The organism is Streptomyces sp. CC228A (assembly GCF_021390935.1).
Lineage (GTDB): Bacteria > Actinomycetota > Actinomycetes > Streptomycetales > Streptomycetaceae > Streptomyces.
Genome location: NZ_JAJPUI010000001.1, coordinates 271004 through 287156, shown reverse-complemented (window position 1 = coordinate 287156; position 16153 = coordinate 271004). Strand labels below are relative to the sequence as shown.

Sequence of the window (16153 nt, the reverse complement as noted above, 5' to 3'; positions counted from 1 at the left end):
GATCATACCGCGCGGTATGTCGTGTGCCCGGCCCGGGGCCTCAGCCCGCCGGGGGGCCGCCGCCGACCAGTTCCCGCAGCACGTCCTCCATCGTGACCAGGCCCGCCATCCGCCCGTCCTCGTCCAGCACGGCCGCCAGGTGCGTGCGGCTGCGGCGCATGGCGGTCAGCACGTCGTCCAGCGGGGTCGCCGCGCGCACCCGGGCGATCGGCCGCAGCGCCGAGTCCGGCAGCGGCAGCTCGCGGGCCACGATGTCCAGCGCGTCCTTCACGTGCAGGTAGCCGAGGATGCGGCGGTCCGGGTCCACCACGGGGAAGCGGGAGAACCCGGACCGCGCCGCCAGGCCCTCCAGCTCCGCCGCCGAGACGCCCCGCTGCGCGTACACCACGCGCTCCACGGGCATCACCACGTCCCGCACCGGGCGGCGGCCCAGCTCCAGCGCGTCGTGCAGGCGCTCGGCGGCCCGGTCGTCCAGCAGCCCGGCGTCCCCGGCGTCGGTCACCATCCGGGCCAGCTCGTCGTCGGAGAAGGTCGCCGTGACCGCGTCCCTGGTCTCCACCCGGAGCAGCCGCAGCAGCCCGTTGGCGAACGCGTTGACCGTGAAGATCACCGGGCGGAGCGCCCGGGCCACCGCCACCAGCGGCGGGCCGAGCAGCAGTGCCGTACGGACCGGCTCCGCCAGGGCGACGTTCTTCGGGATCATCTCGCCCAGCAGCATGTGCAGGTACGTCGCCACAGCCAGGGCGATCACGAACGCGATGGGGTGCACCAGCCGGTGCGGCACGCCCAGCGCCTCGAAGGGCGGCTCCAGCAGGTGCGCGATGGCCGGCTCCGCGACGATGCCGAGCACCAGGGTGGACAGCGTGATCCCGAGCTGCGCGGCCGCCAGCAGCGCCGACACGTGCTCCAGGCCCCACAGGACGCTGCGGGCCCGCCGGTTCCCGGCTTCGGCCTGCGGCTCGATCTGACTGCGCCGCACCGAGATGAGGGCGAACTCGGCGCCGACGAAGAACGCGTTCAGCACCAGCGTCAGGAAGCCGATCAGCAGCTGTACGGCGGTCACCGGCCCGCCTCCCCGTCGCCGCCGCCCCCGCGGGAGCCCCCCGCGTCGCTGCCGCTGCCGTTGTCGCTGTCGCTGTCGCTGTCGCTGTCGCTGTCGCTGTCGCTGTCGCTGTCGCTGTCGCTGTCGCTGTCGCTGTCGCTGTCGCTGTCGCTGTCGCGGTTGCTGTCGGCGTCGGTGCATGTGTCCGGAGGCGGGGCGTGCAGCAGGATACGGGCGGCGCGGTGGCCGGCGGCGTCCACGACCTCCAGCCGCCAGCCGGCGACGTCGACGCCGTCGCCGACGACCGGGATCCGGCCCAGCTCCGTCGCGACCAGTCCGGCCAGGGTCTCGTACGGGCCGGTCGGCATGCGCATCCCGATGGCGCGCAGCCGGTCGGCGCGGGCGGAGCCGTCGGCCGACCACAGGGACCGCCCGTCGGCGTCCACGCCCGCCCGTACCAGATCCGGGGTCTCGTGCGGGTCGTGCTCGTCGCGGACCTCGCCCACGACCTCCTCCACGATGTCCTCGATCGTCACGACGCCGGCCGTGCCGCCGTACTCGTCGATGACGACGGCCATGGGCGCCCTGCCGTACAGCCGGTCGAGCAGCCGGTCCACGGTCAGCGTCTCGGGTACCAGCACCGGCTCCTGCAGCAGGTCGACGACCGGCGTGCGGGGGCGCAGTCCGGCCGGGACCGCGAGCACGTCCTTGATGTGCGCCGTGCCGATGACCGTGTCGAGGCTGCCGCGGTACACGGGGAAGCGGGACAGGCCGGTCGCCCGCGTGGCGTTGGCGACGTCCTCGGCGGTGGCCCGCGCCTCCAGCGCGGTCACCTGCACCCTCGGGGTCATCACGTTCTCGGCGGTGAGTCCCGCCAGGTTGAGGGTGCGGACGAACAGCTCCGCCGTGTCCGCCTCCAGCGCCCCTTCCCTGGCCGAGTGGCGGGCCAGCGCCACCAGCTCCTGGGGGCTGCGCGCGGACGCCAGCTCCTCGGTGGGCTCCAGCCCCATCCTGTGCACCGTGCGGTTGGCGGTGTTGTTGAGGTGGCCGATCAGCGGCTTGAACGCGGTGCTGAAGAGCCGCTGCGGCGGACCCACCACCTTGGCGACGGCGAGCGGGGACGAGATGGCCCAGTTCTTCGGCACGAGCTCGCCGACCACCATCAGCACGACCGTCGACAGCGCCGTGCCGACCACCAGGGCCAGGGACGACGCCGCGGACGCCGACAGGCCGAGGCCGCGGATCGGACCGCTCAGCAGTCTGGCGACGGACGGCTCCGCCAGCATGCCGACGACCAGGTTGGTGACGGTGATGCCGAGCTGGGCGCCGGAGAGCTGGAACGTCAGGGAGCGTACGGCCTTGAGCGCACCCAGCGCCCCCCGCTCACCGCGCTCGGCGGCCTCCTCCAGGGCGCCGCGCTCCACCGTGGTGAGGGAGAACTCGGCCGCGACGAACCCGCCGCACGCCAAGGCGAGCAGCAGCGCCACGAGCAGCAGCAGCACTTCCGTCATCGGTTCACCTCCGTCCCATGATCGGTCAGGGGTGCGCCGCCGACCAGCCGGTCCGTCGGCCGGTCGGCCCAGCGCTCAGTCCGCCAGCGGTCTGACCCAGCGGCTCCACTCGTGCTGCGGTGTGTACCCCGCCGCCCGCCAGGCGTGGTGCGCCCGCTCGTTCCCGTCCAGGACCATCGCGTCCCCGCGGCGGCCCCCGAGCCGGACGAACCGCTCCTCGGCGGCGCCGAGCAGGGCGGTCCCGATGCCGCGCCGCCGCCGGTCCGGGTGGACCGCGAGCCGGTACAGGTGGCACCGCCAGCCGTCGAACCCGGCGATCACCGTGCCCACCAGGGTGCCGTCGGCCAGGTCCTCCGCGAGCAGCAGCGCCTCCGGATCGTGTGCCACCAGCCTGCCGACGCCGTCACGGTCGTCACTGATGCTGGTCCCTTCGGCGGCCGTCCTCCAGAACGCCAGGACGCGGTCCAGGTCGTCGGGGGAGGCGGTCCGTATACGCAGTCGAAGATCGTTCACCGCCGCATCCCACCACCGGCGGGACGCCCCGTCGACCGGGTTTCCGCCGGCTTCCTCCCACCCCTTGTTGTGCTAGCGCGTTGGCGCTAGCGTGGTGGGATGGCGAAGACTCAGCTGAACGTGCGGGTGGACGAGGCCACGGCCGAGACCGCCCGCCGTATGGCACAGCAGCGGGGGGTCAGTGTGAACCGGTACATCGAGGAACTCGTCCAGCGCGACGCCGGTGAGACCGGCCGCACCTTCGTGGAGGCGGCAGCCGACTTCATGAAGCAGTACGAGGCGGTGTTCGCCGAGGAGTTCCACGGCGACACGACCCGGGGACCGGCGCCCCGCCCCGAGGCCGACCGGTGACGGCCGCACCGCCGCCCCGGCCCGGCACGGGTACGCCCCGGCCCGCGGCCCGCGCCCGCCTGGAGCGCGGCCGGCACGCATGAACCCCACCATCGACCTCGCGTGGCTGCTCATGGTCGCGGAGCAGAAGACGCCCGGCGACCCCCAGGTCGCCGACTGGGGCGCCCTCGTCGCCGCCGTCAGCCGCCACGACGCCAAGATCTTCGACATCGCCGTCTACGACCAGCCCCACACCCGGGCCGCCGCCCTCCTCCAACTGCTCCTGCACGTCCCGGCGCTGGAGCACTCCAACGCGCTGTTCGCCTGCGCCGTCGCGCACGGCTACCTCGTCGCGTCCGGACTCCGGGTGGCCACGTCACCGGAGCGCGTCCGCGACCTCGCACGGCTCGTCAAGAACGGCCGCGCCGACGTCCGGGCCATCGCCGTGGAACTGAAGCGCTGGACGCTGTAGCCCACGGGGCGGGCGGGCGGCCCGCGCCCGGCACGGGCAGCCCGCCCACCCCGCCTCCGGGGCCGCCCGCCCCTCCCGTACCCGGTGCCGCACGCCCGCACCGCCGGCACGTCGCCATAGCCCGCCCACCCCCGGAACCCCGGAACCGTGTGCGCAGCCCCCGGCCTCTCGCGACCGCCCCTCCCTGGCGGCACCTCGGCGCCGCCCGCCCGCACCGGCGTGGCCGCAGCCGCGGCGGCAGCCTGGGGCGTGGCGGCATCATGGCGGCCATGGCCAGCCATCCGTACCGCGACCCGCACACCGACTGGATCGCCCTCCTCGGCTACGAGAACGCCCCCGGCTCCGCCCGCCCCCGCGCCGCTCTGCGGGCTTGGCTGCGGGAGCGCGGCATCGACTGGATGCCCTTCTCGGACGAGGAGGTGTCCTTCGGCCTGGCCTGCGCCCCCGGGCCCGACGGCCACTGGCGCGGCTGGTGGCACGTACGGGTCCTGCCGGACGCCCTGCGGCGCCTCGGGCTCCACCCCGACCAGCCCGCCGCCCGCGCCGACGGGCCGTCACCGCCCGCCTGGTGGCACGCGGCCGCCGAACGCCGGGGCGGGTAGCGGACGGCGGCATACGGGCGGCGGCCCCGGCCGTCCGCGCCCCGCGCCCCGCCCGTTCACCCCGGTCCGGCGCGCTGCCGCCCGTACTGCCTCAGCCCCGTCCGTGCGGCGCGCTGCGCGCCCGGCCGAGGAGGGCCACCGCGGGGAGCAGTGTCAGGGCCAGCGCCCCGCCGACCGCTGCGAGCACCGGATAGCCGGCGTCCGCCACGACGAACCCGGACGCCATGCCGCCCACGGCCCCGGCGGCCGCGATGGCCACGTCGACCATGCCCTGCGTACGGGCCCGGGTCGCCAGCGCCACGCTGTCCGTGATGAGCGCCGTGCCGCTGATGAGCCCGAGGTTCCAGCCGAGCCCCAGCAGCACCAGGGCCGCCGTGAGCAACGGCAGCGAGGTCGGCGGAGCACCCGCCGCCAGCGCACCCGCGGCCAGCAGGACCACGCCGGACGCGCATGCCGTCCACAGCCGGCCCGCACGGTCGACGAGCCACCCGGTCAGCGGGGACGGCAGGAACATCGCCGCCACATGGAGGGAGATCACCAAGCCCGAAGCCGCCGTGGTGTGCCCGTGGGCGTGCATGTGGACCGGCGTCATCGTCATGATCGCCACCATCACCAGCTGGGCCAGGCCCATGACGCCGGCGCCCAGCGGCAGGCCGTGGCGGGGCGGGGCGACCGCGCCCGGCTCGCCCCGGCGCCCGCCGGCTGCTGCGGCGACGCCGCGATCTCCCGCGCGAGCAGCAGCGGGTCGGGCCGCAGCCACACCGCGAGGAACAGCGCCCCGGCCGCGTACGCGGCACCCGCCAGCAGGAACGGCCCCGCGAGGCGGGGCACCCCCAGCGCCTGCGCGACGGCACCCGTGGGAGCCGCCAGGTTCGGACCGACCACACCGCCCAGCGTCGTGGCGACCAGCACGGTGCTCACGGCCCGGCCCCGGTGCCGGGGTCGGCCAGGTCCGCCCCGGCATAGCGGGCCTGGAGGTTGGTGGCGGAGCCCGCGCCGTACACGAACAGCGACAGGAACAGCAGCGGGGCGCTGTCCGCCACGGCGGCCGCGATGACGCCGGCGCTGCCCACGGCACCCGCGGCGTACCCGGCTGCGAGCCCCGGCCGCCTGCCGTGGCGCTGCGACACCCGCCCCACCAGCACCGCGGCCACCGCGGAGCCCGCGGTGAACAGGCCGCTCGGCAGCCCTGACAGGCGGGTCGAGTCCAGCATCTCCTGCGCCAGCAGCGCCCCCACCGTGATACCGGCTGCAAGACCGGCGCCGCTCAGTACCTGGGCCGCGACCAGCACGGCCAGCACCCGGCGCTGGGCGGCCGCGGCCCCGGCCGGTGCGTCCTCCCCGGCGTCGAGGCGGGCGGCCGGCGACGTCAACGTATCCTCCGCGCATCCATGCCTGATTGTAGGCAGCACCCACCACCGGCCCGGCGGCCGGAGGGGATGCGGCCGGCCGTCGGGCGGCGGGCGAGCGGCGGCCCGTGGGTGCGGGCGGCGGTCAGCCGTCGGACAGCGGGCGCCGCGCCACCCCCAGTACGTGCGGCGACGTCGGCAGCAGCGCGCCCTGCCCGGGGACCCGCAGCCGACGGTAGGTCACCACCTCGAAGCCGGCCGCCTCCACGGCCGCCAGCGGATCGCGGCCGGTGTGGCAGCCACCGAACAGGCGCGGCCACACCGTGGCGTCCAGTACCCGCTGAGCCGCCGCCATCACGTGCCCCGGGGCCCTGCCGTGCTCGTAGAACCGCAGTTCCCCGCCCGGGCGCAGCACCCGCCGCACCTCGGCGAGGGACCGCCGCACGTCCCGCACGCTGCACAGCACCAGCGACACGACGGCCCCGTCGAACGCCTCGCTCTTCACCGGGAGCGCCTCCGCCACTCCCGGCACCACGTCCACCGGCACGTCCGCCCGCAGCCCCGCCTCCACGGCCATCCGCCGCAGCACCCGCTCCGGTTCGATGGCGACGACCTCGGAGACGGTCGACGGGTAGTGGGCGAAGTTCAGGCCGTTGCCCGCGCCCACCTCGACGACGCGGCCCGACAGCCCGTCCAGCAACTCCCTGCGGTGCGCGCCGATCCCGGCCTTCGTTTCGCCGAGCACGCTCACGCGTGCGTAGAAGCGGGCGAACAGCGGGTGGTGGACGGGCTCACGCGTACGGGCGGCCCTGGCGCTGCGGTCCGTCATCGCGACCTCCTCGGGAGACACGGCGGATACATGGGCGGATACGGGGATTGTGCCCCGTATCCGCCGCGCCGGCCGGTCAGCCGCCCACGAAGCAGAACTCGTTGCCTTCCGGGTCCCGCAGCACCTGGAACGGTCCCTGCTCGTCGCGCACGAGTCCGCCGACCCGTACCGCGCCGCGCCGCACCGCCTCGTCGGCGGCGGCTTCCACGTCCCCTGCGGACAGGTCCAGGTGCAGCCGGTTCTTCACCGCCTTGCCCTCCGGTACCCGCTGGAACGCCACACGGACGAAACCCGGCGGCTCCACGTACGACCAGTCCGGGCTCCGGTCCACGGGGTCGCCCCCGAGCAGTCCGGCCCAGAAACGCACCAGCGCCGCGGGGTCGGCGCAGTCGAACACGATCTCGCTCACGGTGGCTCGCATGCGGGCACCCTATGCGGCCCGCGCCCGCGCCCGCAGGGCCGCCCGGCCGTTGCCGGCACCCGTGCCGTTGCCCGTACCCCCGCGCCCGCGCCCGCAGCGCCGCCCGGACGCACGCGTCAGCGACGGCCGGGCTCGCCCGCGGACCGCCTCCCGCTGTGGACGCCCTCTCCCGCTGAGGACGCCTTCCGGCCGATCGGCGCCTCCGGGCCGAGCACCCCGACGGCCGCCCACGCCGTGGACTTCTTCGGGTCGGCTGGCAGCTTCTGCCGGGCCCGCACCGCCTGCCGGCCCCGCCGCAGACACTGCCCGCCCGGCCGGCCAGCCGACCAGCCGGCACGCGAGCCGCGCGCCGCTTGCCGCCCCGCCGCGGGCTCCGTTCAGCCGGCAGGCACGCGAGCCCCGCACGACCTGCCGCCCGGCCGCGCGCTCCTTTCAGCCGGTCGCACGCGAGCTGCGCACGCCCCGCGTATGCCGACGGGGCCCCGCGACGGGTCCGGGCTCAGGCCGTCAGTGCGTCGGGGCTCCAGGTGCCGCCCAGGTCCGGCGCGAGCCACGCGGGCGCGGCGGCGCGGAAGGAGGCAGGCGCGAGGGCGCCCGCGCCCTGCGGGACCGCGCCCAGCAGCGGGGCCTGTGCGACGACCGGCAGATCGGTCAGATTGCAGCGCTCCGCCAGGCCCGGATCGGCCGGCCAGCTGCCGACCACCACGCCCGACTGCTCCAGGCCCCGCGCCCGCAGCGCCTCGCCGGTGAGGGCGGCGAGGTTGAGGGTGCCCAGGCCGGCGGCGGCGACCACGAGCACCGGCGCGCCCAGCAGCCGTGCCGCGTCCGCGAGGGTGCTCCCTTCGTCGTCCCACCGCACCAGCAGCCCCCCGGCGCCCTCCACCAGCACCAGGTCGTGTGCGGCGGCCAGCTTCTCCGCCGCCTTGGCCACCTGCCGCGGCCGCACCGGGTCCAGCCCGGCGCGCCGGGCCGCCGTCGCCGGGGCGAGCGGTTCCGGATAGCGGGCGAGTTCCCGGCCGACGACCCCGTCCCCGGCCAGCCGCGCGACCTCGTCCGCGTCGCCCGGTTCGCCCGGGGCCACGCCCGTCTGCGCGGGTTTCAGCACCGCCACCGACCGGCCCTGCGCGGCCGCCACCGCGGCGAGCGCCGCCGTCACGACCGTCTTGCCGACCTCGGTGCCGGTGCCGGTCACCACGATGATGCCGTGTGCCTGTGCCTGTGCCTGTGCCATGTCAGCCCTCCTTCGCCGCCGCGCGGACGGCCCGGCAGATCAGCGCCAGGTCGTCGTCGCCCGTCACATACGGCGGCATGACGTACACCAGGTCCCGGAAGGGGCGCAGCCACACGCCCTCCCGCACGGCGGCCGCCGTGGCCGCCGCCATGTCGACCGGGTGGTCGAGCTGGACCACTCCGATCGCGCCGAGCACCCGGACGTCCCGTACGCCGGGCACCTCCCGCGCGCCGGCCAGGCCCTCCGCCAGTCCCGTCTCGATCCGCTTGACCTCGCCCGCCCAGTCCCGGCCCAGCAGCAGTTCCACGGAGGCGCAGGCCACGGCGGCCGCCAGCGGATTGCCCATGAAGGTCGGGCCGTGCGCCAGCACCGGCACCTCGCCCTGCGAGATGCCCTCGGCGACCCGGGACGTGCAGAGGGTCGCCGCCATGGAGAGGTAGCCGCCGGTCAGCGCCTTGCCCAGGCACATCACGTCGGGGGACACGCCCGCCTGGTCCGCGGCGAACAGCGTGCCCGTGCGGCCGAAGCCGGTCGCGATCTCGTCGAAGACCAGCAGCACGCCGTGGGCGTCGCACGCCTCCCGCAGCACCCGCAGATAGGCGGGGGAGTGGAACCGCATGCCGCCCGCACCCTGGACGACCGGCTCCACGATGACCGCGGCCAGCTCGTCGGCGTGCCGGGCGATCAGGGAGCGCAGCTCCTGCGCGTAGCCCTCGTCGTACGCCGCGGGCGGCGGGGGCGCGAACACCTGCCGGGGCAGCGCCCCCTGCCACAGCTCGTGCATCCCGCCCTCCGGGTCGCACACCGACATCGGCTGCCAGGTGTCCCCGTGGTAGCCGCCGCGCCAGGTCAGCAGCCGCTGCTTCGCCGGACGGCCGGTGGAGCGCCAGTACTGGAGGCACATCTTGACGGCGACCTCGACGGACACCGAGCCGGAGTCGCTGAGGAACACGTGCCGCAGCGGCTCGGGGGTGATCTCCACCAGGCGGGTGGCGAGCCGGACGGCGGGCTCGTGGGTGAGCCCGCCGAACATCACGTGGCTCATCCGGTCCAGCTGGCCGCGCACCGCCTCGTTGAGCACCGGGTGGTTGTAGCCGTGGACGGCGGACCACCACGACGACATGCCGTCGACGAGTTCGGTCCGGTCGTGGACCGGCTCGGCCAGCCGCAGCCGCACCCCGGACGCCGACGCCACCACGAGCGGGTCGACACGTCCGGGCATCGGTCCGTACGGGTGCCACACGTGCTCCCGGTCCAGCGCGATCAGCCGGGCCGGGTCGTAGGACGGCTCAGGCATTGGGGGCGAGGTCGGTGCCCGCGCCGCGGCGGCGCACCGCGACCAGGTCCGTCCGCGCGGAGCCCGGCGCGGCCTGCGCCGCAGTGCCCGCGGTGGCCTCCTGCCCGGTGCCGGTGTCCTCCGGGTCGGTGCCGGCCGCCTCCGGAGCCGTGCCGCACACGTCGCCGGAGCCCGAGCCGCAGCCGCCGCCGGAGCCGCAGCCGCCGCCCGCCGCGTCAGCGCGGTGCGCGGGCAGCGTCGTCGTGTCGGCGCCCTCCACCTCGAAGCCGGCGTCGGCGATCATGTCCAGGTCCGCCCTGCCCGCCTGGCCCTCGCTGGTCAGGTAGTCGCCGAGGAAGATGGAGTTGGCGAGGTGCAGGGCCAGCGGCTGCAGGGACCGCAGGTGCACCTCGCGGCCGCCGGCCAGCCGGACCTCCACGTCGGGGCAGACGAACCGGACCATCGCCAGGATGCGCAGCGCCCGCTGCGGCGTCAGGTTCCACTCCTTGGCGAGGGGCGTGCCCTCGAACGGGATGAGGAAGTTCACCGGCACGGAGTCCGGGTCCAGCTCGCGCAGGGCGAACACGACATCGACGAGGTCCTCGTCCGTCTCCCCCATGCCCGCGATCAGACCCGAGCAGGCGGACAGTCCGGCGGCGTGCGCCTTGGTGACCGTGTCCACCCGGTCCGCGTAGGTGTGGGTGGTCGTGATGTCCCCGTACGTCCCCTCGGACGTGTTCAGGTTGTGGTTGTACGCGTCGGCTCCCGCGGAGCGCAGCCGCTCCGCCTGGCCGTCGGAGAGGAGGCCCAGGCAGGCGCAGACCTCGACGCCCTCGTTCTCCTCCTTGATGGCCTCGATGGTCTTCGACACGCGGTCGATGTCCCGGTCCGTGGGGCCCCGGCCGCTCGCCACCAGGCAGACCCGCTTGGCGCCGCCCGCGACGCCCGCTGCGGCCGCCTTCGAGGCGTCCTCCGGCTTCAGCCAGGTGTACTTGAGGATGTCCGCCTTGGAACCCAGCCGCTGGGAGCAGTACGAGCAGTCCTCGGGGCACAGCCCGGACTTCAGGTTGACCAGGTAGTTGAGCTTCACCCGCCGCCCGAACCAGTGGCGCCGCACCTTCCCGGCCGCGGCCACCACGTCCAGCAGCTCGTCGTCGGAGGTCGCCAGCACGGCGAGCGCCTCATCGCGGCTCGGCAGCTCACGCCGCAGCCCCTTGTCCACCAGCGTGTTCAACAGGTCCATGGCGCTGATCCTGACCCATGCCGTACCCCCGGGCCAAGGTGGAAACCCACAACAGGGCCCGCATGGGGTGTGTGTATGACCACACTCTGACCGGGCCTGTCATTCGCTAGGGTCTGTGCGCTGCCTACAAACCCGCCACGCGGACGCCATGCCGGGGCAGCAGGCCGCAGGAAGGGACCGGGCGCATGCCGCAGCAGCCGCAGGAGCCGGGCGCACCGCACGGGCCGCTCGACCCCCCGGGCCGGGAAGCGGCCGGGGACCCGCGCGGGGGCGCCTTCGCGTGGATCGCCGAGGAGGCACGCCGACGGGCCGCCGCCGGGCTCGTGCGCACCCTGCGGCCCCGCCCCGGCGACACCGGCCTGCTGGACCTCGCGGGCAACGACTACCTGGGCCTGGCGCACCACCCGGAGGTGACCGGCGCCGCCGCGGACGCGGCCCGCCTCTGGGGCGCGGGCGCCACCGGCTCCCGGCTGGTCACCGGCTCCACGGAGCTGCACGCCGAACTGGAGCGGGAGCTCGCGGCCTTCTGCGGCTTCGAGGCCGCGCTCGTCTTCTCGTCCGGGTACGCCGCGAACCTCGCCGCCGTCACCGCACTGAGCGCCCGCGGTTCCCTGCTCGTCTCCGACGCGGACAACCACGCCTCCCTCGTGGACGGCTGCCGGCTCGCCCGGGCCGAGACCGCCGTCGTCCCGCACGCCGACCCCGAGGCCGTGCGCAAGACCCTCGCCGCCCACGCCGGGCGGCGGCCCTCGCCGTCACCGACTCGGTGTTCTCCGTCGACGGCGACGCGGCGCCGCTCGGCGCGCTCCACGCGGTGTGCCGCGAGCACGGCGCCGCCCTGCTCGTCGACGACGCGCACGGCCTCGGCGTCCTGGGCGAGGGCGGGCGGGGCGCCCTCCACGCGTCCGGCCTGTCCGGTGCGCCGGATGTCGTCGCCACTGTCACCCTGTCCAAGTCGCTCGGCAGCCAGGGCGGAGCGGTGCTCGGTCCCGCCGCCGTCATCGAGCACCTGGTGAACGCCGCCCGGACGTTCATCTTCGACACCGGTCTCGCCCCGGCCGCGGCGGCCGCCGCACTCGCCGCCCTGCGGCTGCTGCGCCGCGAACCGGAGCGCGCCGCACGGGCCCGCGCAGTGGCGGCAGGACTCCACGGCCGCCTGACCGCGGCCGGGCTGACGGCGGCCCGTCCCGACGCGGCGGTGGTCTCCGTCCACGCCCCGGCTCCGGAGCAGGCGGTGCGCTGGGCCGCGGACTGCCGGGCCGAGGGCCTCGCGGTCGGCTGCTTCCGCCCCCCGTCCGTCCCCGACGGCATCTCGCGCCTCCGCCTCACCGCCCGCGCGGACCTGACGGAACGCCAGGTCGACGAGGCCGTGGCCGCGGTCCTGCGTACCTCGCCCTGGTCGTAGGCCGCCCGCGGGAGGCGCCGGGGAGCGGCGGCCCGACGGGGCCGCCGGCACCCCGTGGTCGCGTGCGGACGCCGCGCCCGCCACGGCGGACGGTCGGAGCCCCCGGGGTTCGGGGGCGGGCACGGAGCCGGTGGCGGAATGCCGCCTCTCTCGGCGTGCGGCCCTCTCGGCGTACCGCTGCTGCCGGGCCGCCCGCGGCTCGGCTCGATTCCCTGCGGGTGCGTGAGGCAGGGCGGTCGCGTGATGCGCGACCGTCGCGGACCACCCCTCTCGCCCTGGTCGTGCGGATTCCTGCGCGTGCGTGGGTGACGCCGGAGCGGCGCGGCCCGGGCATGCGGCCGCCGGCCCGGCGCTCGCCGCGCCCACGCGGCGGCGGCCGTGTGCCCGCCCAGGGTGAGGGCTTCCGGCGAGCGGCACCGGACGTGTTCGTCCCGCTGTGTGGGAGAATCAGCCAGTGATCATCGAACACGCGTACGTACGTGTGGCCGACTACGACGAGGACGAGTGGCCCTGGTCGGTACCGTCCGTGCGTGCGCTGCTGGCGGACGGGCTGCGGTTCAGCGCGCCGGTCACCTTCCTCGTAGGGGAGAACGGCTCGGGCAAGTCCACCCTCGTGGAGGCGCTCGCGGAAGGGTTCGGCCTGGACTCCTGGGGCGGCTCGCACGACTGGCGCTACGCCAGTCACCGCCCCAAGTCGGTCCTGGGCGAGCGGATCCGCTTCGACGCGGCCCCGGGCGGCCGCCGCATGCTGGGCAGCTGGTCCGCGCGCAAGGGGTTCTTCCTGCGGGCCGAGACAGCGCTCGACGCACTGGAACGGGAAGGGGTCGGGCCGGACGCGGTCAGCCACGGCGAGGGGTTCCTCGCCGCCTTCCGCAGCAAGTTCGCGGCGCCGGGGCTGTACGTGATGGACGAGCCCGAAGCCGCGCTGTCCTTCGCGTCCTGCCTGGAACTGCTCGGCCACATCCACCAGCTCGTGCGCAACGGCGGCCAGGTCGTGTGCGCCACCCACTCCCCGCTGCTGACCGCGCTGCCCGGCGCGGACATCGTGGAGGTGGGCGAGCACGGCATGCGCCGGGCGGCCTGGCACGAACTCGAACTCGTCGACCACTGGCGCCGCTACCTCGCCGCCCCGCACGCCTACCTGCGGCACGTCCTCGACTGAGGCGACCGGCGCCGGCGCGCGGGGGCCGACGTGCGCCCCCGATGCCGCCGCGCCCATGCCGCCGCGCCTCCGCGCAAGCGAGCGCTCAGCACGTCCATACCGGGTGGGGCGGACGTGCCGGGGCGGGCCGGCGGCTGTGGTACGGCCCCGGAGGGCGGCTGCTGCCGCGGCCGCGGGGTCGGCTGCCCCGGTGCGCGTCGTACGGGCCCCGGGCGGCGTGTTCGCCTGCGGTGCGGCTGACGGATCCGGCCACTGCCGGAGCCGCTCCGATTCCGGGCGCGGGGCCCGGGGAATCCGTTCGCACGTGGCAGGGTTCACCGCATCGAGCGACAGATATCTGCATATCTTGGTGGATCGGTCCTCGTCACGGTGACATCGGTGGCAGTCTGACGACGCGAAACACACAGTCCGAGGCCGACCGCGCCAGCCCCCGCAGTCGCGTGGCAGACCCGGCCCCGGCGGGAAAGGGACAGTGTCGCCATGGCAGATCACCAGGAAGCGTCCGTCACCCTGCCGAGCGATCCGGCCTCGGTGTCCGCCGCCCGCAGATACGTCAGCGACGTCCTCGCCGACTGGGGCCTGCCGGAAGGCGCCGACATCGGCGACGCCGTCCGGCTGATCGTCTCCGAACTCGCCACGAACGCCGTGCAGCACACCTTCGGCCAGTCGCCCACCTTCACCGTCGACGTACGGCTGGAACGCGAGGAACGGCTGCGCATCGGTGTCACCGACAGCCATCCGCGCTGGCCGCAGCGGCTCCCGGCGGCCGTCCAACAGGACAACGGACGCGGCATGGTGATCATCCGGTGGCTGGCCGCCGAGCGCGGCGGCCGCCTGTCGGTCACCCCCACCGACGAGGGCGGCAAGACAGTGTGGATCGCCCTGCCCTGGCCCGCACCGGTGCCGTAGCCGACGCAGGGCGCCCCCGGCACCCGGCACGGCGGCGCGGCCCGACGGTACGGGGGCGCCCGCGGGACGCTGCCCACGGGAGTCCCCGTACCGCACGGCAGGGCACCGGGCGTGCCCGCGGGTCAGCGCACGCGGCCGTACGAGACCGACCGCGACCAGATGCGGTCCAGCTTCACCCACGACCCGCGCTTCGGCGAGTGCCAGACCTTGTTGTTCCCGGCGTAGATGCCCACGTGGTAGACACCGCCGCGGCCGTGGAAGAACACGAGGTCACCCTTGCGGCGGTGGGTCTTCGAGATCCGCCGCGTCTTGTTGTACTGCGCCTGCGCGGTGCGGGGCAGCTTCTTGCCGGCCCGCTTGTACGAGTGGAGCGTCAGCCCCGAGCAGTCGAAGCGGTGCGGGCCCGCCGCTCCCCACTGGTACGGGGAGCCCTTCTTGGAGGCGGCCACGTTCAGCGCCTTGTGCGCCACGGCCGGGGCGGCCTGCGCCTCCGGTGCGGCTCCGGGCGTCAGCAGCGTCCCGCCCACGGCGGCGAGGGTGAGCGCGGACAGGACCCGGGCGATCCTGGCGGCGGTGGAGGTGTGGCCGGCGGCGTGGTGGCCGCCGGTGCGCTGCGCGGGACCCCCGGTGGGAGGCGGCGCTGCGGGGGAGTCGGAGGTGAGGGGGGACGGGACCTGATTCTGCGTCGGCACGGCAGTACCCTTCGTCAGTCCGCCTGTGAAGGATTGCCTGTCGGGTTCGGACAGGACGAAGATGCCCGGCCGCTGACGCGGCTTCACCCCAAGGGACTGGCGACCCCGCGGTGCGCGGTCGGTCGTCCCGTACTGCTCGGGTCCTCCACTCCTGCCGATCCACTGGTGTCGACCTGGCGTCCGGACGGCGGCAGGACTCGGCGTCCGCCCGGACCGCCCCGCCGGGGTGGCGGGGGCTTGTCGTCGAGACGGATCTTTCCCGCCGGCCGCCGGAATCCCGAGAGCGAAATGAGCGGTGTGAGCCTCGTCACGACTGATCCGATCAGGTGGACAAGGCGTCCGCACGGGCCCGTGGCGTAGCGCTACTGAGCCCCGTACCAGCGGCGGAGCGGCCGTGCGCCGTCGACTGCGTCCACTGCGCCCGCAAGTCGCGCCGTACGAAGTTCGTCCGTTTGCGTCGGCCGAACGGGCGAGGGCCCGTCGCACGGACGGGCCTGAAACCGGTCAGCGCACGGGATCTTGAGGCAGCGTCACACGGCCGGTGCGCCGCTCACCGTCCAGCGCACGCAGCGCACGCGCCAGGGTCGGGGCGTGCACCTCGTGCCCGCCCCGCTCGTGCATCGGGGGCAGCGCGTCGCGCAGCACGGCGGCCCGCCCGACCAGCGCCCGGCCCGCACGCGGTGCGCCGTATGTGTGCGCGCAGCGGGCGGGGCCGAGGCGGGCCAGGAGGTCCACGGTGTCCGGACAGCCGCCCGCGCAGGCACCCTCCGCCTGGGGCAGCGCGGGCAGGGGCGGCGGCTCCGACGCCCGGGCGGGAGTCAACGGCCCGCCTCCCGCCGGCCGCGGACCACCTCGTCCACGAGGCCGTGCGCCTGTGCGCCGGTCGCGTCGAGCACCCGCATCCCGCGCGAGACCGGCCCGCACCCGGGCGGCCTCCCGCCCTGTGCGCCGCGCCAGGAGACCCGCCACCCGCTCCCGCTGACGCAGCAGCTCCCGGGCGCGGAGGTCCAGGTCTGCGTGCTGCCCGGGGCCCGCAGCCGGCCCCGGCCGAGGTGGTGCCCGGTGAGTACCGCCGGTTCGGGCCCGCTGCCGAGCGCCGCGCGTGCGGCAGCCGAACCCGTCCCGGCCGGCGCGCCCCGCACGGGCGCGTGTCCCTCGTCGTGCCC

Annotated in this window: 15 protein-coding genes, 2 pseudogenes and 1 riboswitch; of the genes and pseudogenes, 6 read left to right on the top strand and 11 right to left on the bottom strand. The window is 75.7% G+C overall.

The features are described 5' to 3' along the window. Positions 1-40: 40 nt before the first annotated feature. The 3 genes from L6E17_RS01275 to L6E17_RS01265 all read right to left on the bottom strand — a co-directional run bounded on the left by L6E17_RS01275 (position 41) and on the right by L6E17_RS01265 (position 3066). Positions 41-1063: a hemolysin family protein gene (locus L6E17_RS01275; RefSeq protein WP_236238942.1), complete on the bottom strand. Its 1023-nt coding sequence runs from the start codon at positions 1061-1063 to the stop codon at positions 41-43. Beyond that, positions 1060-2553 carry a hemolysin family protein gene (locus L6E17_RS01270; protein WP_236238941.1) on the bottom strand — a complete coding sequence of 498 codons (1494 nt, stop codon included), beginning with the start codon at positions 2551-2553 and terminating at the stop codon, positions 1060-1062. Before L6E17_RS01270 ends, L6E17_RS01275 begins: the two co-directional genes overlap by 4 nt. A gap of 75 nt (positions 2554-2628) precedes the next feature. Next, entirely contained in the window at positions 2629-3066 is a 438-nt protein-coding gene (locus L6E17_RS01265; protein WP_236238940.1) for a GNAT family N-acetyltransferase, read from the bottom strand. A gap of 99 nt (positions 3067-3165) precedes the next feature. Here L6E17_RS01265 and L6E17_RS01260 point away from each other — a divergent pair, with 99 nt between their 5' ends. From L6E17_RS01260 to L6E17_RS31315, 3 genes are all read left to right on the top strand, one after another. Continuing rightward, complete coding sequence (locus tag L6E17_RS01260; RefSeq protein WP_236238939.1) at positions 3166-3417, top strand: toxin-antitoxin system HicB family antitoxin; 252 nt, start codon at positions 3166-3168, stop codon at positions 3415-3417. A gap of 79 nt (positions 3418-3496) precedes the next feature. Beyond that, positions 3497-3868: a fic family toxin-antitoxin system, toxin component gene (locus tag L6E17_RS01255; protein WP_236238938.1), complete on the top strand. Its 372-nt coding sequence runs from the start codon at positions 3497-3499 to the stop codon at positions 3866-3868. Between the two features lie 269 nt (positions 3869-4137). Continuing rightward, a complete protein-coding gene (locus L6E17_RS31315; RefSeq protein WP_374108972.1) occupies positions 4138-4470 on the top strand; it encodes a hypothetical protein in 333 nt (110 codons plus the stop codon). Between the two features lie 91 nt (positions 4471-4561). Here L6E17_RS31315 and L6E17_RS01245 read toward each other — a convergent pair. The 6 genes and pseudogenes from L6E17_RS01245 to bioB form a co-directional block, all read right to left on the bottom strand. Further along, a pseudogene (locus L6E17_RS01245) lies at positions 4562-5759 on the bottom strand (MFS transporter). Positions 5760-5964: 205 nt separating this feature from the next. After that, positions 5965-6648, bottom strand: a complete 684-nt coding sequence (locus tag L6E17_RS01240; protein WP_236238937.1) for a class I SAM-dependent methyltransferase — start codon at positions 6646-6648, stop codon at positions 5965-5967. A gap of 76 nt (positions 6649-6724) precedes the next feature. Next, positions 6725-7069, bottom strand: a complete 345-nt coding sequence (locus L6E17_RS01235; RefSeq protein WP_236238936.1) for a VOC family protein — start codon at positions 7067-7069, stop codon at positions 6725-6727. A 499-nt stretch (positions 7070-7568) separates the two neighbouring features. Continuing rightward, the gene (bioD, locus tag L6E17_RS01230) at positions 7569-8300 is read right to left on the bottom strand and encodes a dethiobiotin synthase (RefSeq protein WP_236238935.1); all 732 of its coding nucleotides are present in this window, start codon (positions 8298-8300) and stop codon (positions 7569-7571) included. Position 8301: 1 nt separating this feature from the next. After that, positions 8302-9597, bottom strand: coding sequence for an adenosylmethionine--8-amino-7-oxononanoate transaminase (locus tag L6E17_RS01225; RefSeq protein ID WP_236238934.1), 1296 nt, complete (start codon positions 9595-9597; stop codon positions 8302-8304). Next, positions 9590-10819 carry a biotin synthase BioB gene (gene bioB / locus L6E17_RS01220; RefSeq protein ID WP_236238933.1) on the bottom strand — a complete coding sequence of 410 codons (1230 nt, stop codon included), beginning with the start codon at positions 10817-10819 and terminating at the stop codon, positions 9590-9592. The genes L6E17_RS01225 and bioB overlap by 8 nt, the downstream gene beginning before the upstream one ends. Positions 10820-11004: 185 nt before the next feature. On the opposite strand from bioB, the pseudogene L6E17_RS01215 reads away from it, so the two are divergent. The 3 genes and pseudogenes from L6E17_RS01215 to L6E17_RS01205 all read left to right on the top strand — a co-directional run bounded on the left by L6E17_RS01215 (position 11005) and on the right by L6E17_RS01205 (position 14295). Beyond that, a pseudogene (locus tag L6E17_RS01215) lies at positions 11005-12224 on the top strand (8-amino-7-oxononanoate synthase). A 454-nt stretch (positions 12225-12678) separates the two neighbouring features. After that, positions 12679-13386 carry an AAA family ATPase gene (locus tag L6E17_RS01210; RefSeq protein ID WP_236238932.1) on the top strand — a complete coding sequence of 236 codons (708 nt, stop codon included), beginning with the start codon at positions 12679-12681 and terminating at the stop codon, positions 13384-13386. A gap of 480 nt (positions 13387-13866) precedes the next feature. Further along, complete coding sequence (locus L6E17_RS01205; protein ID WP_236238931.1) at positions 13867-14295, top strand: ATP-binding protein; 429 nt, start codon at positions 13867-13869, stop codon at positions 14293-14295. A 122-nt stretch (positions 14296-14417) separates the two neighbouring features. Here L6E17_RS01205 and L6E17_RS01200 read toward each other — a convergent pair whose 3' ends face one another. Together L6E17_RS01200 and L6E17_RS01195 are read right to left on the bottom strand one after the other, a co-directional pair. Next, positions 14418-14858: a C40 family peptidase gene (locus L6E17_RS01200; RefSeq protein ID WP_236239593.1), complete on the bottom strand. Its 441-nt coding sequence runs from the start codon at positions 14856-14858 to the stop codon at positions 14418-14420. 132 nt (positions 14859-14990) lie between these two features. Then, a riboswitch (cyclic di-AMP (ydaO/yuaA leader) is annotated at positions 14991-15171 on the bottom strand. Between the two features lie 320 nt (positions 15172-15491). Beyond that, positions 15492-15809: a hypothetical protein gene (locus tag L6E17_RS01195; protein WP_236238930.1), complete on the bottom strand. Its 318-nt coding sequence runs from the start codon at positions 15807-15809 to the stop codon at positions 15492-15494. Positions 15810-16153: the final 344 nt, after the last annotated feature.

Bases quoted from the DNA above. Each gene is read 5' to 3' on its own strand.
- L6E17_RS01270 (WP_236238941.1), bottom strand. From the start codon at position 2,553: ATGACGGAAGTGCTGCTGCTGCTCGTGGCGCTGCTGCTCGCCTTGGCG.
- L6E17_RS01260 (WP_236238939.1), top strand. From the start codon at position 3,166: ATGGCGAAGACTCAGCTGAACGTGCGGGTGGACGAGGCCACGGCCGAG.
- L6E17_RS01255 (WP_236238938.1), top strand. From the start codon at position 3,497: ATGAACCCCACCATCGACCTCGCGTGGCTGCTCATGGTCGCGGAGCAG.
- L6E17_RS31315 (WP_374108972.1), top strand. From the start codon at position 4,138: ATGGCCAGCCATCCGTACCGCGACCCGCACACCGACTGGATCGCCCTC.
- L6E17_RS01240 (WP_236238937.1), bottom strand. From the start codon at position 6,648: ATGACGGACCGCAGCGCCAGGGCCGCCCGTACGCGTGAGCCCGTCCAC.
- L6E17_RS01235 (WP_236238936.1), bottom strand. From the start codon at position 7,069: ATGCGAGCCACCGTGAGCGAGATCGTGTTCGACTGCGCCGACCCCGCG.
- bioD (WP_236238935.1), bottom strand. From the start codon at position 8,300: ATGGCACAGGCACAGGCACAGGCACACGGCATCATCGTGGTGACCGGC.
- L6E17_RS01225 (WP_236238934.1), bottom strand. From the start codon at position 9,597: ATGCCTGAGCCGTCCTACGACCCGGCCCGGCTGATCGCGCTGGACCGG.
- bioB (WP_236238933.1), bottom strand. From the start codon at position 10,819: ATGGACCTGTTGAACACGCTGGTGGACAAGGGGCTGCGGCGTGAGCTG.
- L6E17_RS01205 (WP_236238931.1), top strand. From the start codon at position 13,867: ATGGCAGATCACCAGGAAGCGTCCGTCACCCTGCCGAGCGATCCGGCC.